Source organism: Spirillospora sp. NBC_01491, from assembly GCF_036227065.1.
Classification (GTDB): domain Bacteria; phylum Actinomycetota; class Actinomycetes; order Streptosporangiales; family Streptosporangiaceae; genus Spirillospora; species Spirillospora xylanilytica.
This window is the reverse complement of record NZ_CP109432.1, coordinates 4231533-4249048: the sequence shown is the minus strand read 5'-3', so window position 1 is coordinate 4249048 and position 17516 is coordinate 4231533. Positions and strand designations below refer to the sequence as shown.

The window sequence follows — 17516 nt, the reverse complement described above, 5'->3', positions numbered from 1 at the left end:
AGAACGTAGGAGAGAGGGACAGCGATGGAAGCCAGGGCCCAGGCGCGGTTCATCCGCGTCACGCCCAGGAAGGCCCGCCGCGTGGTGGACCTCATCCGCGGCCTGCCTGCCGCGGAGGCTCAGGCGGCGCTGCGGTTCGCCCCCCAGGCCGCCAGTGAGCCGGTGGGCAAGGTGCTGGCGAGTGCCATCGCCAACGCCGAGCACAACTTCAAGCTCGACACCGACACGCTCGTCGTGAGCCGCGCGTGGGTGGACGAGGGGCCGACGCTCAAGCGTTTCCGGCCTCGCGCCCAGGGCCGGGCGTACCGCATCAACAAGCGCACGAGCCACATCACCGTGGTCGTGGAGTCGCGGGACAAGGCTTCGGCGGCCGGCGGTCGGAAGACTAGGAGGGCCCGGTAGTGGGTCAGAAGATCAACCCGCACGGGTTCCGACTCGGAATCACGACCGACCACAAGAGCGTGTGGTTCGCGGACAAGCTGTACAAGGACTACGTCAAGGAAGACGTCCAGATCCGGCGCATGCTGCAGAAGGGCATGGACCGGGCGGGCATCTCCAAGGTGGAGATCGAGCGCACCCGTGACCGGGTCGAGGTCAACATCCACACCGCCCGGCCGGGCATCGTCATCGGCCGTCGCGGCGCGGAGGCCGAGCGTCTGCGGGGCGACCTGGAGAAGCTCACCGGCAAGCAGGTGCGGCTGAACATCCTCGAGGTCAAGAACCCCGAGATCGACGCCCAGCTCGTCGCGCAGGGCGTGGCCGAGCAGCTGTCCAGCCGGGTGGCGTTCCGCCGTGCGATGCGCAAGGCGATCCAGTCCGGCATGAAGTCGGGCGCCAAGGGCATCAAGGTGCAGTGCTCCGGCCGTCTCGGCGGCGCGGAGATGTCGCGCTCGGAGTTCTACCGCGAGGGCCAGGTCCCGCTGCACACGCTGCGCGCCGACATCGACTACGGCTTCTACGAGGCCCGTACGACGTTCGGTCGCATCGGCGTGAAGGTGTGGATCTACAAGGGCGAGGCCGCGGCGACGCGCGCCGAGCGTGAGGCCAAGGCCGCGCAGCAGCGCGCCGCCGGTGGCGGCGAGCGTCGCGGCGGCGGCGGCGGTGGCCGCGGCGGCGGTGGCGGCGGCGAGCGTCGCGGTGGCGGCGGCCGTGGTGGCCGTGGCGGTCGCGGCGGTGCCGGTGGCGCCGGCGGCGAGCGCGGTGCCGCGCCCAAGCAGCAGCAGAGTTCAGAGCAGCAGGCTCCCGCCTCGGCCGAGGCCGGTACCCCCGCTGCGAGTGGTGAGGGGAGCTGAGTAACCCATGCTGATCCCTCGCAAGGTCAAGCACCGTAAGCAGCACCACCCGAAGCGCCGGGGCATGGCCAAGGGCGGCACCAAGGTGACGTTCGGCGAGTACGGCATCCAGGCGGTCGAGGGCGCGTACGTGACCAACCGGCAGATCGAGGCCGCGCGTATCGCCATGACCCGCCACATCAAGCGTGGCGGCAAGGTGTGGATCAACATCTTCCCGGACCGTCCGCTGACCAAGAAGCCCGCCGAGACCCGGATGGGTTCGGGCAAGGGCTCGGTCGAGTGGTGGGTGGCCAACGTGAAGCCGGGCCGCGTGATGTTCGAGCTCTCCTACCCGAACGAGCAGACCGCTCGGGAGGCGCTCACCCGCGCGATCCACAAACTCCCGATGAAGTGCAAGATCGTTAAGCGAGAGGTGGGTGAGTCCTGATGGCCAAGGGTCTTACCGCCGACGACCTGCGGACCGAGCCCGAGGACGTCTTGGTCACCAAGCTCAAGGAGGCGAAGGAGGAGCTGTTCAACCTCCGCTTCCAGGCCGCGACCGGCCAGCTTGAGAGCCATGGGCGGCTGCGCACGGTGAAGCGCGAGATCGCTCGCATCTACACCGTGATTCACGAGCGCGAGCTCGGCATCGTCACGGTCGCCGACGACAGTGTGGCCGCGTCCGTGGAGGGCACCAACGATGACTGAGCAGCAGACCGAACAGCGGAGCAGCCGCAAGATCCTTGAGGGTCTGGTGGTCAGCGACAAGATGGACAAGACCGTGGTCGTGTCCGTCGAGGACCGGGTGACCCACCCGCGCTACCACAAGGTGATCCGCCGCACGACCAAGTACAAGGCGCACGACGAGGCCAACGAGTGTGGCGTCGGCGACCGCGTCCGTCTCATGGAGACCCGGCCGCTGTCGTCCAGCAAGCGCTGGCGCGTGGTCGAGATCCTCGAGAAGGCCAAGTAATCACTGGTTCCACCAGGCTCGGCCGACATGATGGCTGAGAACCGGTGTGACGAACAGGAGTTGACGTGATCCAGCAGGAGTCGCGACTCAAAGTCGCCGACAACACGGGTGCGAAGGAGATCCTTTGCATCCGGGTTCTCGGCGGCTCGGGTCGGCGCTACGCGGGAGTCGGCGACATCATCGTCGCGACGGTGAAGGACGCCCTTCCCGGCGCGGGCGTGAAGAAGGGTGACGTCGTCAAGGCGGTCGTCGTGCGCACCCGCAAGGAGCGCCGGCGCCCGGACGGCTCCTACATCCGCTTCGACGAGAACGCGGCCGTCCTGATTAAGGACGGCGGCGACCCCCGCGGCACCCGAATCTTCGGCCCCGTGGGCCGCGAACTACGCGAGAAGAAGTTCATGCGCATCATCTCGCTCGCGCCGGAGGTGCTGTGATGAAGATCAAGAAGGGCGACGAGATCGTCGTCATCGCCGGCAAGGACAAGGGCGCGACGGGCAAGGTGCTGCGCGTCGACCCGCGGGCCGAGCGCGTCGTCGTCGAAGGCGTCAACCTGATCACCAAGAACATCAAGGCTGATCAGCAGCGCGCGGGCAAGGAGAGCGGCCGGGTGACGGTCGAGGCTCCGCTGCACATCAGCAACGTCGCGATCGCCGAGGACGGCAAGCCGGTCCGGGTCGGTTACCGCATCAACGAAGACGGCTCGAAGGTCCGGATCTCGCGCCGTAGCGGTAAGGAGATCTGATTTCGATGACCGAGACCGTTACCGAGACCGAGCGCCCGGTGCCCGCGCCGAGGCTCAAGCTCCGCTACCGCGCCGAGATCGCGAAGCAGATGCAGGAGCAGTTCGGGTACCCCAACGTCATGCAGATTCCCGGGCTGACCAAGATCGTGGTCAACATGGGCGTCGGTGACGCGGCCAAGGACTCCAAGCTGATCGAGGGCGCGATCCGCGACCTGTCGGCGATCACCGGCCAGAAGCCGGCGGTGAACCGGGCGCGCAAGTCCATCGCGCAGTTCAAGCTGCGCGAGGGCATGCCGATCGGGGCGCACGCCACGCTGCGCGGCGACCGGATGTGGGAGTTCCTCGACCGGCTGCTGTCCACCGCGCTGCCCCGGATCCGTGACTTCCGCGGCCTGTCGCCCAAGCAGTTCGACGGCAACGGGAACTACACCTTCGGGCTGACCGAGCAGGTCATGTTCCACGAGGTCGACCCGGACAAGATCGACCGCTCGCGGGGCATGGACATCACGGTCGTCACGACCGCGAAGACCGATGACGAGGGCCGGGCGCTCCTGAAGCTCCTGGGCTTCCCCTTCAAGGAAGCCTGAGCTTCCGCCGCAGCCGAGCTTCGGCTGAGGATCGCAACTAGGAGAACTGAGCATGGCGAAGAAGTCGCTGATCGCCAAGGCGGCCCGGAAGCCCAAGTTCGGGGTGCGGAGCTACACTCGCTGCTCGCGCTGCGGGCGTCCGCGCTCCGTCTACCGGAAGTTCGGCCTGTGCCGTGTGTGCTTCCGTGAGATGGCGCACCGGGGCGAGCTGCCCGGCATCACCAAGTCCAGCTGGTAGGACCCCGCCCCTTCGGGGGCGGGTCCCCCGGCCAGTAATGACCACCGGGCACCTCTCGAAGGTGCCCACGACCGCGCCAAAGGTCCGTACGGAAACCGTGGCGAGGGAGGGCCTGTAGGCCATGACGATGACCGACCCGATCGCAGACATGCTGACGCGTCTGCGAAACGCGAATTCGGCATACCACGACTCGGTGGGCATGCCGTACTCGAAGATCAAGGCGCACATCTCCGAGATCCTCCAGCAGGAGGGGTACATCTCGGGCTGGAGCGTGGAGGACGCCGAGGTCGGAAAGAAGCTCGTGATCGAGCTCAAGTTCGGTCCGACCCGTGAGCGTTCGATCGCCGGCATCAAGCGCGTATCGAAGCCGGGTCTGCGGGTGTACGCCAAGAAGGACAATCTGCCGCGGGTCTTGGGCGGGCTGGGTGTCGCGATCATCTCGACGTCCTCCGGCCTGATGACGGACCGGCAGGCGGGCAAGCGTGGCGTGGGCGGGGAAGTCCTCGCCTACGTCTGGTGAAGGGGGGGTACTAGATATGTCTCGTATTGGACGTCTCCCCATCGCCGTGCCCGGCGGCGTCGACATTCAGATCGACGGCCAGGAGGTCACCGTCAAGGGGCCGAAGGGCGAGCTGTCGCACACGGTGGCGGAGCCCATCGGGGTCACGCTGGAAGACGGCCAGGTCACGGTGACCCGGCCGAACGACGTCAACACCGTGCGCGCGCTGCACGGGCTGACCCGATCACTGATCAACAACATGGTGGTCGGCGTCACCGACGGCTACAAGAAGACCCTGGTCATCCAGGGCGTCGGTTACCGAGTGGTGGCCAAGGGCAAGAACCTGGAGTTCTCGCTGGGCTACAGCCACCCGATCACGATCGAGCCGCCGGAGGGCATCTCCTTCACGGTGGAGCGGCCGACCCAGCTGATCGTCGAGGGCATCGACAAGCAGAAGGTCGGCGAGATCGCCGCCAACATTCGTAAGCTGCGCAAGCCCGACCCGTACAAGGGCAAGGGTGTGCGGTACGAGGGCGAGCAGATCCGCCGCAAGGTCGGAAAGGCTGGTAAGTAGTCATGGCAGGCACCAAGACCCTGGCCGGCAAGGCCACGTCGGCGCGGGCCAAGTCCCGCAAGCGCCGGCACCTGCGGGTCCGCAAGAAGGTCGTCGGCAGCGCCGTGCGTCCGCGCCTGGTCGTGACCCGTTCCACCCGGCACATGTTCGTCCAGGTCATCGACGACAGCAAGGGTCACACGCTGGCCTACGCGTCCACCATGGAGGCGGACCTTCGGGCCGACTCCGGCGACAAGTCGGCCAAGTCCCGCAAGGTCGGCGAGCTCGTCGCCGAGCGGGCCAAGCAGGCCGGCGTCACCGCCGTGGTCTTCGACCGTGGTGGCAACAAGTACCACGGCCGCATCGCCGCCCTGGCGGACGGTGCGCGCGAGGGCGGGCTGGAGTTCTGATCACATGGCCCGAGGATCGAAACTGATGACGGCCCGGGAATCGGAACTGATGGCCGCCCCGTCGAGCAACGAGAAGAGGAACCACTGATGGCAGCGCAGAGGCGCGGCGGCGGTCAGGGTGGCGACCGTCGCGACGGCCGCCGCGACGACCGTCGTGGTGGCGCCGACAAGGGCCAGTCGTACATCGAGAAGGTCGTGGCGATCAACCGCGTCGCCAAGGTCGTCAAGGGTGGTCGGCGCTTCAGCTTCACCGCCCTGGTGATCGTCGGTGACGGCAACGGCACCGTCGGCGTCGGCTACGGCAAGGCCAAGGAGGTGCCCGCGGCGATCGCCAAGGGCGTCGAAGAGGCCAAGAAGCACTTCTTCAAGGTGCCCCGCATCCAGGGCACCATCCCGCACACCGTGCAGGGTGAGGCCGCCGCAGGTGTCGTCCTGCTGCGTCCGGCCAGCCCGGGTACCGGTGTGATCGCGGGTGGCCCGGTGCGCGCGGTGCTGGAGTGCGCCGGGATCCACGACGTGCTGAGCAAGTCGCTCGGCACCGACAACGCGATCAACATCGTGCACGCGACCGTTGCCGGTCTGAAGGACCTCAAGCGTCCCGAGGAGATCGCGGCCAAGCGCGGCCTGCCGATCGAGGACGTCGCGCCGGCCGCGATGCTGCGGGCGCGTGCCGCGGGCAACGAGCCCCGCCAGGAGGTCTCGTCATGAGCCGACTGAAGATCACGCAGACCAAGTCCGTGATCAGCGAGAAGCAGAACCAGCGTGACACGCTGCGCACCCTCGGCCTGAAGAAGATCGGGCAGAGCACCGTCCGGGACGACCGGCCCGAGGTGCGCGGCATGATCCGGACGGTGAACCACCTGGTCTCCGTCGAGGAGGTCGACTGATCATGGCGACTGATCTGAACAAGGACGCCACCGACACCGAGGGCACGCCGCTCAAGGTGCACGACCTGCGTCCGGCCCCCGGCTCCAACCGGGCCAAGGTCCGCAAGGGCCGTGGCGAGGCGTCCAAGGGCAAGACCGCGGGTCGCGGCACCAAGGGCACCAAGGCCCGCGGTACCGTCCCGGTCGGCTTCGAGGGCGGCCAGATGCCGCTGATCCGCCGGGTTCCGAAGCTCAAGGGCTTCAAGAACCCGAACCGGGTCGAGTTCCAGGTCGTCAACCTGGACAAGCTCGCGGCCCTCTACCCCGAGGGCGGCGAGGTGACGGCCGCGGACCTGGCCGCCAGGGGCGCGGTTCGCTCCGGCCGTCCGGTCAAGGTCCTCGGCACCGGCGAGATCTCGGTGGCGGTCCAGGTGAAGGTGCACGCCTTCTCCGGCTCCGCCAAGGAGAAGATCGCCGCCGCCGGCGGGACCGCCGACGAATTGTAAAGAGGGACACATTTGATGCCGGGGCCGCACTCGCCTTGCGCTGGAGGCCGGAAGGGCCATGCGCTCGGTGAGGCGGCCCCGGTCTCATCTGCTGTTAGAGTCTCACGGGCGGCGGTGGCCCAGCGTGGCCGCCCCGCTGATCATGGACCCGGCCCCTCGGCTGTCAAGGATTCGCCAGTCGCGCAGGAGGAATGGTGCTGACCGCGTTCGCTCGGGCTTTCCGTACGCCTGACCTGCGTAAAAAGCTGTTGTTCACGTTGTTCATCATCGTGGTGTTCCGGATCGGGCAGAACCTGCCGACCCCCAACGTGAACGTGGAAGTGCTGCGTGAGACCGCCGACGCGGCCAAGAAGAGCAATCAGCTCTACGGGCTGGTGGACCTGTTCAGCGGTGGTGCGCTGCTCAAGCTGTCGGTGTTCGCGCTGGGCATCATGCCCTATATCACCGCGAGCATCATCCTTCAGCTGCTGACCGTGGTGATCCCGCGGCTGGAAGCCCTGAAGAAGGAGGGGCAGGCCGGCACCACGAAGATCACGCAGTACACGCGTTATCTGACCGTCGGGCTGGCCATCCTCCAGGGCACCGGCATCGTGGCGATGGCCAGCAGCGGGCAGCTGTTCCAGGGGGTGTCCGGCGGCGGCGACGTGCTGCACGACAAGGGCATCTTCCCGATCGTCACCATGGTGATCTGCATGGTGGCCGGCACCGCGGTGATCATGTGGCTCGGCGAGCTGATCACCGACCGCGGCGTCGGCAACGGCATGTCCATCATGATCTTCACCCAGGTGGTCGCGGTCTTCCCCGGCCAGTTCTGGAGCATCTACAAGTCCAAGGGCGGCTTCGTCTTCGCCCTGGTGCTGATCGTGGGCTTGGCGATCATGGCGGGCGTCGTCTTCGTCGAGCAGGCGCAGCGCCGGATCCCGGTGCAGTACGCCAAGCGGATGGTCGGACGCCGGATGTACGGCGGCACCTCCACCTACATCCCACTCAAGGTCAACCAGGCCGGCATCATCCCGGTGATCTTCGCGTCCTCGCTGCTCTACCTGCCGGTGCTCGCGACCCAGCTGTGGCCCAACACCAAGTGGCTCCAGAAGGTCCAGCCCTACCTCCAGCAGAGCAACCCCTGGCACATGGGGATCTTCTTCGTCTTCATCATCTTCTTCACCTACTTCTACGTGGCGATCACCTTCAACCCCGCTGAAGTAGCCGACAACATGAAGAAGTATGGTGGGTTCATCCCAGGTATTCGTCCGGGCCGGCCGACCGCCGAGTACCTCGACTACGTGCTGACCCGGATCACCACACCCGGTGCCCTGTACCTGGGGCTCGTCGCCCTGATCCCCATGGTCGCGTTCGCACTCCTGAACGCGAGCCAGGACTTTCCGTTCGGCGGGACGAGCATCCTCATCGTTGTCGGCGTCGGACTGGATACCGTGAAGCAGATCGAGAGTCAGCTACAGCAGCGCAACTACGAGGGCTTCCTCCGGTAGTGCGTATCGTGCTGGTGGGCCCCCCGGGTGCGGGCAAGGGGACGCAGGCCCAGTTCATCGCATCGCATCTGTCCATCCCGAAGATCTCGACAGGTGACATCTTCCGAGCCAACGTGAGCGGCGGTACCGAGCTCGGCCGGCAGGCCAAGAGCTACATGGACCGCGGCGACCTGGTTCCCGACGAGGTCACGATCGCGATGGTGCGCGACCGGCTCGCCGAGGACGACGCGCAGGACGGGTTCCTGCTCGACGGGTTCCCGCGCAACGTGCCGCAGGCCGAGACGCTCAAGAAGATCCTGGCCGAGTGGGACACCCGCCTCGACATCGTGCTCGAACTGGTCGTCGACGAGGACGAGGTCGTCCGGCGGCTGTCGGGCCGGCGCACCTGCGACAAGTGCGGCCGGATCTGGCACGTCGACTTCGACGACAAGCAGGACGACGTCTGCGACGACTGCGGCGGCCGGCTGTTCCAGCGCGACGACGACAAAGAGCAGGTCGTCATGCACCGGCTGGAGGTGTACCGGGACGACACCTCGCCCCTGGTGCAGTTCTATGCTGATGAGAACATTCTGGTCGGTATCGACGCGACCGGCCCGGTCGAAGAGGTCACCAAGCGCGCGCTCGCCGCGCTCCGCCCGCTGGAGAAGTGACGGCGGAGGAGGCCGGTGCCGCGCCCGCCGCGGGCCCGCGCACCGGCCGGTCGAGTTCACGGCCGGGACGCGCCGCGGCGGGGTGACCCCCCTGGCGGCGCCCCGGCGCCGATTCTGGGGGAGAGATGTTCAAACGGCGTAGGCCCGAGGTCCAGATGAAGACCGCGGAGCAGATCGAGTTGATGCGCGCGGCCGGGGTCCTGGTCGGCGAGACGCTGAAGCTGCTCCGCGAGGCGGTGAAGCCCGGGATCAGCACCATGGACCTGGACGTGATCGCCGAGGCGAACATCCGCGACCACGGCGGCGTCCCCTCGTTCAAGGGCTACCACGGCTTCACCGGCACGATCTGCGCCTCGGTCAACGAGGAGATCGTGCACGGCATCCCGAACGCCGGCAAGGTGCTGCGGGACGGCGATGTGATCTCCATCGACTGCGGCGCCATCGTGCAGGGCTGGCACGGCGACTCGGCGATCACGGTGCCGGTCGGCGAGATCGACGCCGAGCTGGCCAGGCTGATCGAGGTGACCGAGGAGTCCCTGTGGCACGGCCTGCGGGCCGGCGTCGCCGGGGCCCACCTCACCGACATGTCCCACGCGATCGAGTCCTACATTCGCGCTCAGGGCCCGTACGGCATCGTCGAGGGCTACGGCGGGCACGGGATCGGCACCGAGATGCACATGGACCCGCTGATCCCCAACCACGGCCCGCCCGGCCACGGGCCGGTGCTGGAGCCCGGGATGTGCTTCGCCGTCGAGCCCATGGTGAATCTCGGCACCAAAGATACGCTGGAGTTGGAGGACGGCTGGACGGTCGTCACCACTGACGGGCGCTCCTCGGCCCACTTCGAGCACACGTTCGCGGTCACCGAGGATGGTCCCCGCGTCCTGACCGCCCTCGACGAGGGTCGGGAATGGTTCGGCAGACTGGGTAGCGAACCCTCCCGTTGAGCACCGAAGGGACGACCGAGATGGCGCCGAACCCAGAGATGCGGGCCTCGGACGCCGACCGTGACCGGGTCGCGGCCAGCCTGCGTGAGCACTGCGCCCAGGGCCGCATCACCACCGAGGAGCTCCAGGAGCGGATCGAGGCGGTCTTCGAGGCCAGGACGCTCGGCGAGCTCGACCAGGTCACCGCCGACCTGCCCGAGGAGGACCTGTACGACCACCCGTTCCCGGTCGCGCAGAAGGGCACCGCGAGTGTGCCCGCGCGGCGCCCGTCCGGCGGGGGGATCGAGCTGCGGGGGTCCGCGGCGATGTGGTCGGCGTGGGCCGCGGTGAGCGGGATCAACCTGACGATCTGGCTGATCATGGCGTTGACCGGCACGCTGGTCTTCCCGTGGTGGCTGTGGATCGCCGGGCCGTGGGGCGTCGTGCTGCTGGTCAACACCATCCGCGCGAGGCGCGGCTGACCCCGCCCCCGCGGGCTATTCGACGTCCATGAGCGGACGGTAGTTGCCGGTCGGGACGAAGTGCGTGGTCGCCGTCCCGTCGGTGCCGATCAGGTGGACGGCGAACCCGGCGGGCTCACCGGTCACCGCGGCGCGTCCCGGGCGGGTGAGATCGAGGAAGAGCTGCCGGTAGGTGCTCGGGCAGGTGGTGCTGACCGTTCCGGCCAGCGACCCCACCGAGCCCCGGTGCACGTGCCCGCTGATGATCCGGACCACCTGCGGGTGCCGGGCGATGACGGCGGCGAGCCCGGACGGGTCGGCGAAGCGCATGTCGTCGATGAAGCGGATCCCGACCGGGTAGGGCGGGTGGTGGGTGGCCACCACGGTCGGCGTGGCCGGCTCGGCGGCGAGCGTCCGGTCGAGCCAGTCGAGCCTGGCGGAGTCCATCTGCCCGCGCAGGGCGCCGTCGCCGGTGGTGTCGCAGCAGACCAGCCTGGCGCCGCCCACGGCCGCCGCGTACTGCACGGGGGCCTGTGGGGCGGTCCCGGAGCCGGCCACGGCGGTGTGGTCGCGGAACGCCGCGCGCAGCGCGTCGCGGTCGTCGTGGGTGCCGGGCATCGGGTGCACCGCCATGGGCAGCGGGGAGAGCAGCGCGTGCAGCCGGGCGTACTCGGCGGGCAGTCCGCCGTCGGCCAGATCGCCGGTGAGCACGACGGCGTCGGGGCGCGCGGGCAGCGAGAGCAGGCTCGACACCGCGGCCCGCAGCGCCCTGACGGGGCCCGAACCGTCGTCCACCTCGCCGTCGCGGCCGACGGCCAGGTGGATGTCGCTCAGCTGAGCAATGATCGCCATCGATCCTCCCCCTCCGGTAAGCACATCACGGTCTCGCGGTTCGGTCACATCCGAAGGTCCGGGCGCGGTGCTGGGCACCGGGCCGAGTGCTGGGACGATCTTTGCGCCCGGTTGACCGGGCTGTCGACTCGACCCGGGGAGAAGAAGGTCACGGGCCCGTCCGACACCGGGGCCGACCGGGGGAGACGATGGCCCGCAAGACGAAGGCGGCCTTGGCGGCGGTGGCCTGTGCCGCGCTGCTGGCCGCGCCCGGCGCGCGTGCGGACGGGAGCGTGCGGGTGGAGCCGGGGACGGTGCAGCCCGGGGAGTCGGTCCAGCTCTCGGTGCCCGACACCTGCACGGATCCGACGGCGCGGTCCAAGGCGTTCCCCATCGGCTCGCGGGTCGATCTCCGGTACGCGCTGGACGCGACGACGCCGCGTCCGTTCGGGGCGGCGCCGATCGATCCCGGCGCCGAGCCCGGCGTGTACCCGGTGGAGGTGGCGTGCGCCGGCGGCGGGATCCTGGCCGGACGGATCACGGTCACCGAGCTCGTCCAGGGCTCCGACGCCGGGGGCGGCGGGCTCGCGTCCGGCCTCGCGGCGGCGCGGTCCGGGCGCGACTGGGGGGTGCTGGTCACGGTGGGGGCCGGGGTGGTGCTGTCGCTGGCCGCCGGGCTGGGCCTGCTGGTCGGCCGGAAGCGCCGGTCGGGCTCCGATGGCTGACCGGTGCGGGGGGCGCCGCGGAGGCGCCAGGAGCCGCTGTGCGCTGGACGCGGCCATGGGGCACCCCCAGGCCGTCGGATGCTGCGCGTACGCCCGGCAGGGCCGTCCGGGGGCCGCACGCGAGGTGATGGCGCTTCCGGGGCTGATCGCGCCGCCGGGCGAGCGGGCCGCCGGGCCGGACGGGCGGGCCGCGCCGATCCCGCTGCGCGGCATGCTCGGCCGGGCGCTGCCGGTCTCGGTGGCGATCCCGAAGATCGGGGTACACGCGACGCTCGCGCGTGTCGGGCGTGGCCGGGACGGTGCGATCGTGCCGCCGCCCGGGCGCGATCGCGACCGGGCGGGCTGGTATGAGCGGGGCCCGAGCCCCGGCGAGCCGGGCGCGGCGGTGCTCGTCGGCCACCTGGCCACCTCGTCGGGACCGGCCGTGTTCGCGCGGCTGAGGGAGCTGAGGCCGGGCGACCTGATCGGTGTCGTCCGGGCCGACGACACGGTCGCGGTGTTCCGGATGGTCTCCGCCGAGCAGGCGCCCAAGGGCAGCTTTCCGGCGGCGCGGGTGCACGCCTCGGGCGGACGGCCCGAGCTGCGCCTGATCACCTGCGCCGGACGGTACGACCGCGCGCGTCGCGCCTACGACGACAACCTGATCGTGTACGCGACCTTCGCGGCGGCCTACCGCCTCACCGACCTGGTCCGTACGTGAGCGCGCCCGACCGCGTCGCGACCCGGGTTTCGGTCCTCGTCTGTTCAGGCGGCGTCTCTCATGCGGCCTGTCCTCAGGCGACGCGGGGGATGACGGCCGACAGCGCGGAGGTGACGTCCTCCGGCGCCGGGGCCACATCGGGTACCACGTCGCGCAGCGCGAGCCAGCCGTTGATGGCCTGCGCGGTGGGCTTGGCCTCGATGAGCTGCGGGTCGTCGAGGCCGTACCACGCGGCCACTTTGGACCAGCGCCACAGCCGGTGCCCCGCGGACGAGATCTCGGACGCGGGAAAGCCGCCGGGGCCGCGCGCCCCAGTGATCGCCAGCCGGACCGAGTCGACCGAGCGGCCGACCCGCTCGGCGATGTCGCGGATGGTCAGCAGCGGGTCGGCCTCGACCTGGAGGACGTGCAGGCCGGGGGCGCTCGCCTCGACGTGCTCCACCACGTCCATGATCGCCGCGGCGAGGGTCGCGCCCTGCCATGAGCAGGAGGCGTTGCCGGGGCGATCGGCGTGCTGGGGCTCACTGATGATCGACACCGTCACCGCGCCGTGGGTGCGGTCGAACAGCGGGTCGAGCTCCTCCTCGTAGAGGGGACGGCTGAGGAGCAGCGCGAAGTCATAGCTCGGCATGCCGATCCTCCCTGGACGTTTCTCTCCTCGAAAGGTACAACGCGGGAGCGAGGTATGCTTGTATCGGGAGCAGTCTCCGGAGCCGGATCGTGCGATAATTTCGCATTCGGCGGCCCGGTGACGTAGACTCCTATGTCGGTCCGTTGTAGGCCGCCTCAACCCCTGCTTGTGCGTCTCCGACGCCTTCGCCTGGGTGCGGCCGAATCCCCTTGGGGGCTCCGGGCCGCGTCCAATGAGCCGATCAGCGAAGCGCGGAGGACATGCCCAAGAAAGAAGGGGCCATCGAGATCGAGGGCACCGTCATCGAGTCCCTCCCGAACGCCATGTTCAGGGTGGAACTGGACAACGGGCACAAGGTGCTCGCCCACATCAGCGGCAAGATGCGGATGCACTACATCCGAATTCTGCCGGACGACCGCGTCGTTGTGGAGTTGAGCCCCTACGACCTCACGCGCGGTCGGATCGTCTACCGCTACAAGTGAAAACGATCCCGCGCCCCGGCCGCCCGCCGAGGTGACGGGAGACGGTCTCCCCTCCGGTTGGGGAGGAGACCGCTTCACATCCACTGGGGTTGCCTTCCCCGTGCGTGGCGGCACGGGGGTGACCCTGATCCTTTAGGAGACCCAGTGAAGGTCAAGCCGAGCGTCAAGAAGATCTGCAACAAGTGCCGCGTCATCCGCCGGCACGGCCGGGTCATGGTCATCTGCTCCGACCCGCGCCACAAGCAGCGCCAGGGCTGACCGCCCGCCATTACCGCAAGCGCATCGCAAGCCTTCACCCCCCGGTGGCCGTACGACCTTGATCGGTCGTGCGGCACCGGCGTGTGAAGGGACCCTCGGACGACGGAGGCCGGGGCCGCCACCCGGGCAGGGTGTGTGCGGAGGCGATGCGTCCATACCTCCGTGAAACGAAGGGAACTGCCCGAGATGGCACGCCTGCTCGGCGTCGACCTCCCGCGCGAAAAGCGCCTCGAGGTCGCTCTCACCTACGTCTTCGGCATCGGCCGGACCCGCGCGCTGGAGACCCTGGAGGGCACCGGCATCAGCGGTGACCTGCGGGTGCACCAGCTGGGTGACGACGAACTGGTGCGGCTGCGCGACTGGATCGACGCGAACTACAAGGTCGAGGGTGACCTTCGCCGCGAGGTCCAGGCGGACATCCGCCGCAAGATCGAAATTGGTTGCTACCAGGGCGTCCGGCACCGTCGCGGGCTGCCCGTGCACGGTCAGCGCACCCAGACCAACGCGCGTACCCGCAAGGGCAAGAAGAAGACCGTGGCCGGCAAGAAGAAGGCCGGCAAGAAGTAGTCCGCCCGGACCATCGGTCCGTCCGGATCGACGACCTCAGGAGTAGAGAGAGCAGATGCCTCCCAAGAGCCGTGTCGGCGCCAAGAAGGTGCGCCGCAAGGAAAAGAAGAACGTCGCTCATGGGCACGCCCACATCAAGAGCACGTTCAACAACACGATCGTTTCGATCACCGACCCCAACGGCAACGTGATCGCCTGGGCCTCCTCCGGCCACGTGGGCTTCAAGGGCTCGCGCAAGTCGACCCCGTTCGCCGCGCAGCAGGCCGCCGAGGCCGCCGCCCGGCGCGCGATGGAGCACGGCATGCGCAAGGTCGACGTCTTCGTCAAGGGCCCGGGTTCGGGTCGCGAGACCGCCATCCGGTCGCTTCAGGCGACCGGCCTCGAGGTGGGCTCCATCCAGGACGTCACGCCCGTTCCGCACAACGGCTGCCGCCCGCCCAAGCGCCGGCGGGTCTGACCGTCATGAGCAATGTGGAATTTGCCCAGGGCGACCAGCGCCCGGTCGCGTCCAACAACCGGCGCGTCTGAGGCAGGGGGAGAACAGGAAAATGGCACGTTACACCGGCGCGGACTGCAAGCTTTGCCGCCGCGAGAAGATGAAGCTGTTCCTCAAGGGCAGCAAGTGCGAGGGCCCCAAGTGCCCGATCGAGATCCGTCCCTACCCGCCGGGTGAGCACGGTCGCGGTCGTCCCAAGGAGACCGAGTACCTGCTCCAGCTTCGCGAGAAGCAGAAGGCCCGCCGCATCTACGGCGTGCTGGAGCGGCAGTTCAGCAACTACTACGCCGAGGCCAACCGCCAGGGCGGCAAGACGGGCGAGAACATGCTCGTGCTGCTCGAGCGCCGTCTCGACAACGTGGTCTACCGCGGCGGCTTCGCCAAGTCCCGCGACATGGCCCGCCAGCTCATCCGCCACGGCCACATCCGGGTGAACGGCCGCAAGGTCGACATCCCGTCCGCCCTGGTGGGCGAGGCCGACATCGTCGACGTCAAGGGCAAGTCCCTCGAGCTGACGCCGTTCGCGGTCGCCAAGGCCGAGTCCGGCGAGCGCCAGGTCCCGGCCTGGCTCGGGGTCGACGCTGACAAGATGCGCATCCTCGTGCACTCGCTGCCCGTCCGGCAGCAGATCGACGCTCCGATCCAGGAGCAGCTCATCGTCGAGTACTACTCCAAGTAGTCCTCGCCCTCGCCGGGATCCCGCCGCCTCCTCCGGGGGGTATGTGGGATCCCGGCGAGTTCGGGCAGAATAGAGAACGCGGTCGTCAAATAGCGGGCACCGCGGAAAGAAGGCATCACCATGCTCATCGCACAGCGTCCCACTCTCACCGAAGAGCAGGTCGACGAGTACCGGTCGCGGTTCACCATCGAGCCGCTGGAGCCGGGCTTCGGCTACACGATCGGCAACTCGCTGCGTCGCACGCTGCTCTCCTCGATTCCCGGCGCCGCCGTCACCAGCATCCGGATCGAGGGCGTCCTCCACGAGTTCTCCACGGTCCCGGGGGTCAAGGAGGATGTCACCGACATCATCCTGAACCTCAAGGAGCTCGTCGTCTCGTCCGAGCACGACGAGCCCGTGGTGATGTACCTGCGCAAGCAGGGGCCCGGCGAGGTGACCGCGGCCGACATCGCGCCGCCGGCCGGGGTCGAGGTGCACAACCCCGACCTGCACATCGCCACGCTGAACAACAAGGCCAAGCTGGAGATGGAGCTGACCGTCGAGCGCGGTCGCGGCTACGTCTCGGCCGCGCAGAACAAGCAGCCGGGCCAGGAGATCGGCCGGATCCCGATCGACTCCATCTACTCGCCCGTGCTCAAGGTCACCTACAAGGTCGAGGCCACCCGAGTCGAGCAGCGCACCGACTTCGACCGGCTGATCGTCGACGTGGAGACCAAGCAGGCGATGCTGCCGCGCGACGCGGTCGCGTCCGCCGGCAAGACCCTGGTCGAGCTGTTCGGGCTGGCCCGGGAGCTCAACGTCGAGGCCGAGGGCATCGACATGGGCCCCTCGCCCACCGACGCCGCGCTCGCCGCGGACCTGGCCCTGCCGATCGAGGAGCTCAACCTCACGGTGCGGTCCTACAACTGCCTCAAGCGCGAGGGCATCCACTCTGTGGGCGAGCTGGTCGCCCGCAGCGAGCAGGACCTTCTGGATATAAGGAATTTCGGCGCCAAGTCGATCGAAGAGGTCAAGCAGAAGCTCAACGACATGGGCCTCTCGCTGAAGGACTCCCCGCCCGGGTTCGACCCGAGCGCGGCGGCCGACAACTACGGCGACGACGACCAGAGCTACGCCGAGACCGAGCAGTACTAGATCATCTCTCCCCGTGACCGGGCCGTCCGGTCACGGGGATTCGGCTGACGCCGGTACCTGACACGGCCGGCGCAGGAAGGAAGCACCATGCCTCAGCCCACCAAGGGTGCCCGCCTCGGCGGCAGCGCCGCGCACCAGCGCCTGATCCTGGCCAACCTGGCCACGGCGCTGTTCGAGCACGGCAAGATCACCACCACCGAGGCCAAGGCCCGGCGGGTGCGTCCGCTGGCGGAGAAGCTGATCACCAAGGCCAAGAAGGGCGACCTGCACAACCGTCGCCAGGTGGCCAAGGTGATCCGGGACAAGGGCGTCGTGCACGGGCTCTTCACCGAGATCGCGCCGCGCTTCGAGACCCGTCCCGGCGGCTACACCCGGATCACCAAGATCGGGCCGCGCAAGGGCGACAACGCCCCGATGGCCGTGATCGAGCTGGTCCAGGAGCAGATGGCCGCCGCCACCGGAACCGCCCCGGCGGCCGAGGACACCGCCACCGCGGCGACCACGGCCGAGACCGAGGTTCCGGCGACCGACGAGGCCGCCGCCGTCACCGGCGACGCCGCCGAGGCCACCGAGGCCAAGGGCGCGGACGACGACAAGTAGGGGTCACGCCTCTTCTGAGAGCGTTCCGCTCGATTTTCGTGAGGGCCCGCCGTTCCGCTACGGGACGGCGGGCCTGATCTTTGCCAGACTTGATCTCATGGTCAGGTCAGGGGGGCGACGATTCACAGGGGAGCGTGTCGAGACTGTGCCCGATGATGGAGAACGCGCGTCGGGCAGGATGGACAGGCAGCGGTTTTGGACGAGGACACCTCCCTTCGGGGAACCGGCGGGCGTGACGCGG

The 17516-nt window shown here is 68.8% G+C and carries 30 protein-coding genes; 28 read left to right on the top strand and 2 right to left on the bottom strand.

Annotated features, from left to right (window positions below):
* Positions 1 to 24 precede the first annotated feature (24 nt).
* The 19 genes from rplV (at position 25) to OHA34_RS19635 (ending at position 10193) form a co-directional block, all read left to right on the top strand.
* On the top strand, positions 25 to 402 hold the full coding sequence (gene rplV, locus OHA34_RS19725) for a 50S ribosomal protein L22 (RefSeq protein ID WP_285942706.1): 378 nt from the start codon (positions 25 to 27) through the stop codon (positions 400 to 402).
* On the top strand, positions 402 to 1292 hold the full coding sequence (gene rpsC / locus OHA34_RS19720; RefSeq protein WP_329518534.1) for a 30S ribosomal protein S3: 891 nt from the start codon (positions 402 to 404) through the stop codon (positions 1290 to 1292). Before rplV ends, rpsC begins: the two co-directional genes overlap by 1 nt.
* Before the next feature lie 7 nt (positions 1293 to 1299).
* A complete protein-coding gene (rplP, locus tag OHA34_RS19715) occupies positions 1300 to 1719 on the top strand; it encodes a 50S ribosomal protein L16 (protein WP_285942704.1) in 420 nt (139 codons plus the stop codon).
* Positions 1719 to 1979 (top strand): 50S ribosomal protein L29, encoded by a 261-nt coding sequence (rpmC, locus tag OHA34_RS19710; protein WP_285942703.1) that lies wholly within the window; start codon positions 1719 to 1721, stop codon positions 1977 to 1979. The genes rplP and rpmC overlap by 1 nt, the downstream gene beginning before the upstream one ends.
* Complete coding sequence (gene rpsQ, locus OHA34_RS19705) at positions 1972 to 2244, top strand: 30S ribosomal protein S17 (protein WP_285942702.1); 273 nt, start codon at positions 1972 to 1974, stop codon at positions 2242 to 2244. The genes rpmC and rpsQ overlap by 8 nt, the downstream gene beginning before the upstream one ends.
* Positions 2245 to 2309: 65 nt before the next feature.
* Positions 2310 to 2678: a 50S ribosomal protein L14 gene (gene rplN, locus OHA34_RS19700; RefSeq protein WP_021596728.1), complete on the top strand. Its 369-nt coding sequence runs from the start codon at positions 2310 to 2312 to the stop codon at positions 2676 to 2678.
* On the top strand, positions 2678 to 2986 hold the full coding sequence (rplX, locus tag OHA34_RS19695; RefSeq protein WP_285942701.1) for a 50S ribosomal protein L24: 309 nt from the start codon (positions 2678 to 2680) through the stop codon (positions 2984 to 2986). Before rplN ends, rplX begins: the two co-directional genes overlap by 1 nt.
* 5 nt (positions 2987 to 2991) lie before the next feature.
* Positions 2992 to 3573, top strand: coding sequence for a 50S ribosomal protein L5 (gene rplE, locus OHA34_RS19690; protein ID WP_285942700.1), 582 nt, complete (start codon positions 2992 to 2994; stop codon positions 3571 to 3573).
* 52 nt (positions 3574 to 3625) lie between these two features.
* Entirely contained in the window at positions 3626 to 3811 is a 186-nt protein-coding gene (locus tag OHA34_RS19685; protein ID WP_285942699.1) for a type Z 30S ribosomal protein S14, read from the top strand.
* Positions 3812 to 3932: 121 nt separating this feature from the next.
* Entirely contained in the window at positions 3933 to 4331 is a 399-nt protein-coding gene (rpsH, locus tag OHA34_RS19680) for a 30S ribosomal protein S8 (RefSeq protein WP_285942698.1), read from the top strand.
* Positions 4332 to 4347: 16 nt separating this feature from the next.
* Positions 4348 to 4884: a 50S ribosomal protein L6 gene (rplF, locus tag OHA34_RS19675; RefSeq protein WP_285942697.1), complete on the top strand. Its 537-nt coding sequence runs from the start codon at positions 4348 to 4350 to the stop codon at positions 4882 to 4884.
* 2 nt (positions 4885 to 4886) lie between these two features.
* Positions 4887 to 5273 (top strand): 50S ribosomal protein L18, encoded by a 387-nt coding sequence (rplR, locus tag OHA34_RS19670; protein ID WP_285942696.1) that lies wholly within the window; start codon positions 4887 to 4889, stop codon positions 5271 to 5273.
* 84 nt (positions 5274 to 5357) lie between these two features.
* Positions 5358 to 5981 (top strand): 30S ribosomal protein S5, encoded by a 624-nt coding sequence (gene rpsE / locus OHA34_RS19665; RefSeq protein ID WP_285942831.1) that lies wholly within the window; start codon positions 5358 to 5360, stop codon positions 5979 to 5981.
* Complete coding sequence (gene rpmD, locus OHA34_RS19660) at positions 5978 to 6160, top strand: 50S ribosomal protein L30 (protein WP_285942695.1); 183 nt, start codon at positions 5978 to 5980, stop codon at positions 6158 to 6160. The genes rpsE and rpmD overlap by 4 nt, the downstream gene beginning before the upstream one ends.
* A 2-nt stretch (positions 6161 to 6162) precedes the next feature.
* Positions 6163 to 6645 carry a 50S ribosomal protein L15 gene (rplO, locus tag OHA34_RS19655; RefSeq protein WP_285942694.1) on the top strand — a complete coding sequence of 161 codons (483 nt, stop codon included), beginning with the start codon at positions 6163 to 6165 and terminating at the stop codon, positions 6643 to 6645.
* A 191-nt stretch (positions 6646 to 6836) separates the two neighbouring features.
* Positions 6837 to 8135: a preprotein translocase subunit SecY gene (gene secY / locus OHA34_RS19650; RefSeq protein WP_443029572.1), complete on the top strand. Its 1299-nt coding sequence runs from the start codon at positions 6837 to 6839 to the stop codon at positions 8133 to 8135.
* Positions 8135 to 8785, top strand: coding sequence for an adenylate kinase (locus OHA34_RS19645; RefSeq protein WP_285942692.1), 651 nt, complete (start codon positions 8135 to 8137; stop codon positions 8783 to 8785). The genes secY and OHA34_RS19645 overlap by 1 nt, the downstream gene beginning before the upstream one ends.
* 125 nt (positions 8786 to 8910) lie before the next feature.
* Positions 8911 to 9732 carry a type I methionyl aminopeptidase gene (map, locus tag OHA34_RS19640; RefSeq protein WP_285942691.1) on the top strand — a complete coding sequence of 274 codons (822 nt, stop codon included), beginning with the start codon at positions 8911 to 8913 and terminating at the stop codon, positions 9730 to 9732.
* Positions 9733 to 9752: 20 nt separating this feature from the next.
* Positions 9753 to 10193: a DUF1707 SHOCT-like domain-containing protein gene (locus OHA34_RS19635; RefSeq protein ID WP_285942690.1), complete on the top strand. Its 441-nt coding sequence runs from the start codon at positions 9753 to 9755 to the stop codon at positions 10191 to 10193.
* A 15-nt stretch (positions 10194 to 10208) separates the two neighbouring features.
* Here the strand turns inward: OHA34_RS19635 and OHA34_RS19630 are convergent, their stop codons facing one another.
* Positions 10209 to 11024 carry a phosphodiesterase gene (locus OHA34_RS19630; RefSeq protein WP_285942689.1) on the bottom strand — a complete coding sequence of 272 codons (816 nt, stop codon included), beginning with the start codon at positions 11022 to 11024 and terminating at the stop codon, positions 10209 to 10211.
* A 188-nt stretch (positions 11025 to 11212) separates the two neighbouring features.
* Between OHA34_RS19630 and OHA34_RS19625 the strand changes: the two genes are divergently transcribed.
* Together OHA34_RS19625 and OHA34_RS19620 are read left to right on the top strand one after the other, a co-directional pair.
* Positions 11213 to 11728: a hypothetical protein gene (locus OHA34_RS19625; protein ID WP_285942688.1), complete on the top strand. Its 516-nt coding sequence runs from the start codon at positions 11213 to 11215 to the stop codon at positions 11726 to 11728.
* A gap of 55 nt (positions 11729 to 11783) precedes the next feature.
* Positions 11784 to 12428, top strand: a complete 645-nt coding sequence (locus tag OHA34_RS19620; RefSeq protein WP_285942687.1) for a class F sortase — start codon at positions 11784 to 11786, stop codon at positions 12426 to 12428.
* Positions 12429 to 12501: 73 nt separating this feature from the next.
* On the opposite strand, the gene OHA34_RS19615 is transcribed toward OHA34_RS19620, so the two are convergent.
* On the bottom strand, positions 12502 to 13059 hold the full coding sequence (locus OHA34_RS19615; protein ID WP_285942686.1) for a hypothetical protein: 558 nt from the start codon (positions 13057 to 13059) through the stop codon (positions 12502 to 12504).
* Between the two features lie 260 nt (positions 13060 to 13319).
* Between OHA34_RS19615 and infA the strand changes: the two genes are divergently transcribed.
* From infA to rplQ, 7 genes are all read left to right on the top strand, one after another.
* Positions 13320 to 13541: a translation initiation factor IF-1 gene (infA, locus tag OHA34_RS19610; protein ID WP_018657567.1), complete on the top strand. Its 222-nt coding sequence runs from the start codon at positions 13320 to 13322 to the stop codon at positions 13539 to 13541.
* 144 nt (positions 13542 to 13685) lie between these two features.
* A complete protein-coding gene (gene rpmJ / locus OHA34_RS19605; protein WP_021596712.1) occupies positions 13686 to 13799 on the top strand; it encodes a 50S ribosomal protein L36 in 114 nt (37 codons plus the stop codon).
* Between the two features lie 186 nt (positions 13800 to 13985).
* Complete coding sequence (gene rpsM, locus OHA34_RS19600; protein WP_285942830.1) at positions 13986 to 14366, top strand: 30S ribosomal protein S13; 381 nt, start codon at positions 13986 to 13988, stop codon at positions 14364 to 14366.
* A 55-nt stretch (positions 14367 to 14421) separates the two neighbouring features.
* Complete coding sequence (rpsK, locus tag OHA34_RS19595; protein WP_285942685.1) at positions 14422 to 14823, top strand: 30S ribosomal protein S11; 402 nt, start codon at positions 14422 to 14424, stop codon at positions 14821 to 14823.
* A gap of 91 nt (positions 14824 to 14914) precedes the next feature.
* Positions 14915 to 15541, top strand: a complete 627-nt coding sequence (rpsD, locus tag OHA34_RS19590; RefSeq protein ID WP_285942684.1) for a 30S ribosomal protein S4 — start codon at positions 14915 to 14917, stop codon at positions 15539 to 15541.
* 120 nt (positions 15542 to 15661) lie between these two features.
* Positions 15662 to 16675 carry a DNA-directed RNA polymerase subunit alpha gene (locus tag OHA34_RS19585; RefSeq protein WP_285942683.1) on the top strand — a complete coding sequence of 338 codons (1014 nt, stop codon included), beginning with the start codon at positions 15662 to 15664 and terminating at the stop codon, positions 16673 to 16675.
* Positions 16676 to 16762: 87 nt separating this feature from the next.
* The gene (gene rplQ / locus OHA34_RS19580) at positions 16763 to 17275 is read left to right on the top strand and encodes a 50S ribosomal protein L17 (RefSeq protein WP_285942682.1); all 513 of its coding nucleotides are present in this window, start codon (positions 16763 to 16765) and stop codon (positions 17273 to 17275) included.
* Positions 17276 to 17516 lie beyond the last annotated feature (241 nt).

Coding starts and splice junctions, on each gene's coding strand:
- rplV (WP_285942706.1), top strand. CDS start 25: ATGGAAGCCAGGGCCCAGGCGCGGTTCATCCGCGTCACGCCCAGGAAG.
- rplP (WP_285942704.1), top strand. CDS start 1,300: ATGCTGATCCCTCGCAAGGTCAAGCACCGTAAGCAGCACCACCCGAAG.
- rpmC (WP_285942703.1), top strand. CDS start 1,719: ATGGCCAAGGGTCTTACCGCCGACGACCTGCGGACCGAGCCCGAGGAC.
- rpsQ (WP_285942702.1), top strand. CDS start 1,972: ATGACTGAGCAGCAGACCGAACAGCGGAGCAGCCGCAAGATCCTTGAG.
- rplX (WP_285942701.1), top strand. CDS start 2,678: ATGAAGATCAAGAAGGGCGACGAGATCGTCGTCATCGCCGGCAAGGAC.
- rplE (WP_285942700.1), top strand. CDS start 2,992: ATGACCGAGACCGTTACCGAGACCGAGCGCCCGGTGCCCGCGCCGAGG.
- OHA34_RS19685 (WP_285942699.1), top strand. CDS start 3,626: ATGGCGAAGAAGTCGCTGATCGCCAAGGCGGCCCGGAAGCCCAAGTTC.
- rpsH (WP_285942698.1), top strand. CDS start 3,933: ATGACGATGACCGACCCGATCGCAGACATGCTGACGCGTCTGCGAAAC.
- rplF (WP_285942697.1), top strand. CDS start 4,348: ATGTCTCGTATTGGACGTCTCCCCATCGCCGTGCCCGGCGGCGTCGAC.
- rplR (WP_285942696.1), top strand. CDS start 4,887: ATGGCAGGCACCAAGACCCTGGCCGGCAAGGCCACGTCGGCGCGGGCC.
- rpmD (WP_285942695.1), top strand. CDS start 5,978: ATGAGCCGACTGAAGATCACGCAGACCAAGTCCGTGATCAGCGAGAAG.
- rplO (WP_285942694.1), top strand. CDS start 6,163: ATGGCGACTGATCTGAACAAGGACGCCACCGACACCGAGGGCACGCCG.
- secY (WP_443029572.1), top strand. CDS start 6,837: ATGGTGCTGACCGCGTTCGCTCGGGCTTTCCGTACGCCTGACCTGCGT.
- map (WP_285942691.1), top strand. CDS start 8,911: ATGTTCAAACGGCGTAGGCCCGAGGTCCAGATGAAGACCGCGGAGCAG.
- OHA34_RS19635 (WP_285942690.1), top strand. CDS start 9,753: ATGGCGCCGAACCCAGAGATGCGGGCCTCGGACGCCGACCGTGACCGG.
- OHA34_RS19630 (WP_285942689.1), bottom strand. CDS start 11,024: ATGGCGATCATTGCTCAGCTGAGCGACATCCACCTGGCCGTCGGCCGC.
- OHA34_RS19625 (WP_285942688.1), top strand. CDS start 11,213: ATGGCCCGCAAGACGAAGGCGGCCTTGGCGGCGGTGGCCTGTGCCGCG.
- OHA34_RS19620 (WP_285942687.1), top strand. CDS start 11,784: ATGGGGCACCCCCAGGCCGTCGGATGCTGCGCGTACGCCCGGCAGGGC.
- OHA34_RS19615 (WP_285942686.1), bottom strand. CDS start 13,059: ATGCCGAGCTATGACTTCGCGCTGCTCCTCAGCCGTCCCCTCTACGAG.
- infA (WP_018657567.1), top strand. CDS start 13,320: ATGCCCAAGAAAGAAGGGGCCATCGAGATCGAGGGCACCGTCATCGAG.
- rpsM (WP_285942830.1), top strand. CDS start 13,986: ATGGCACGCCTGCTCGGCGTCGACCTCCCGCGCGAAAAGCGCCTCGAG.
- rpsK (WP_285942685.1), top strand. CDS start 14,422: ATGCCTCCCAAGAGCCGTGTCGGCGCCAAGAAGGTGCGCCGCAAGGAA.
- rpsD (WP_285942684.1), top strand. CDS start 14,915: ATGGCACGTTACACCGGCGCGGACTGCAAGCTTTGCCGCCGCGAGAAG.
- OHA34_RS19585 (WP_285942683.1), top strand. CDS start 15,662: ATGCTCATCGCACAGCGTCCCACTCTCACCGAAGAGCAGGTCGACGAG.
- rplQ (WP_285942682.1), top strand. CDS start 16,763: ATGCCTCAGCCCACCAAGGGTGCCCGCCTCGGCGGCAGCGCCGCGCAC.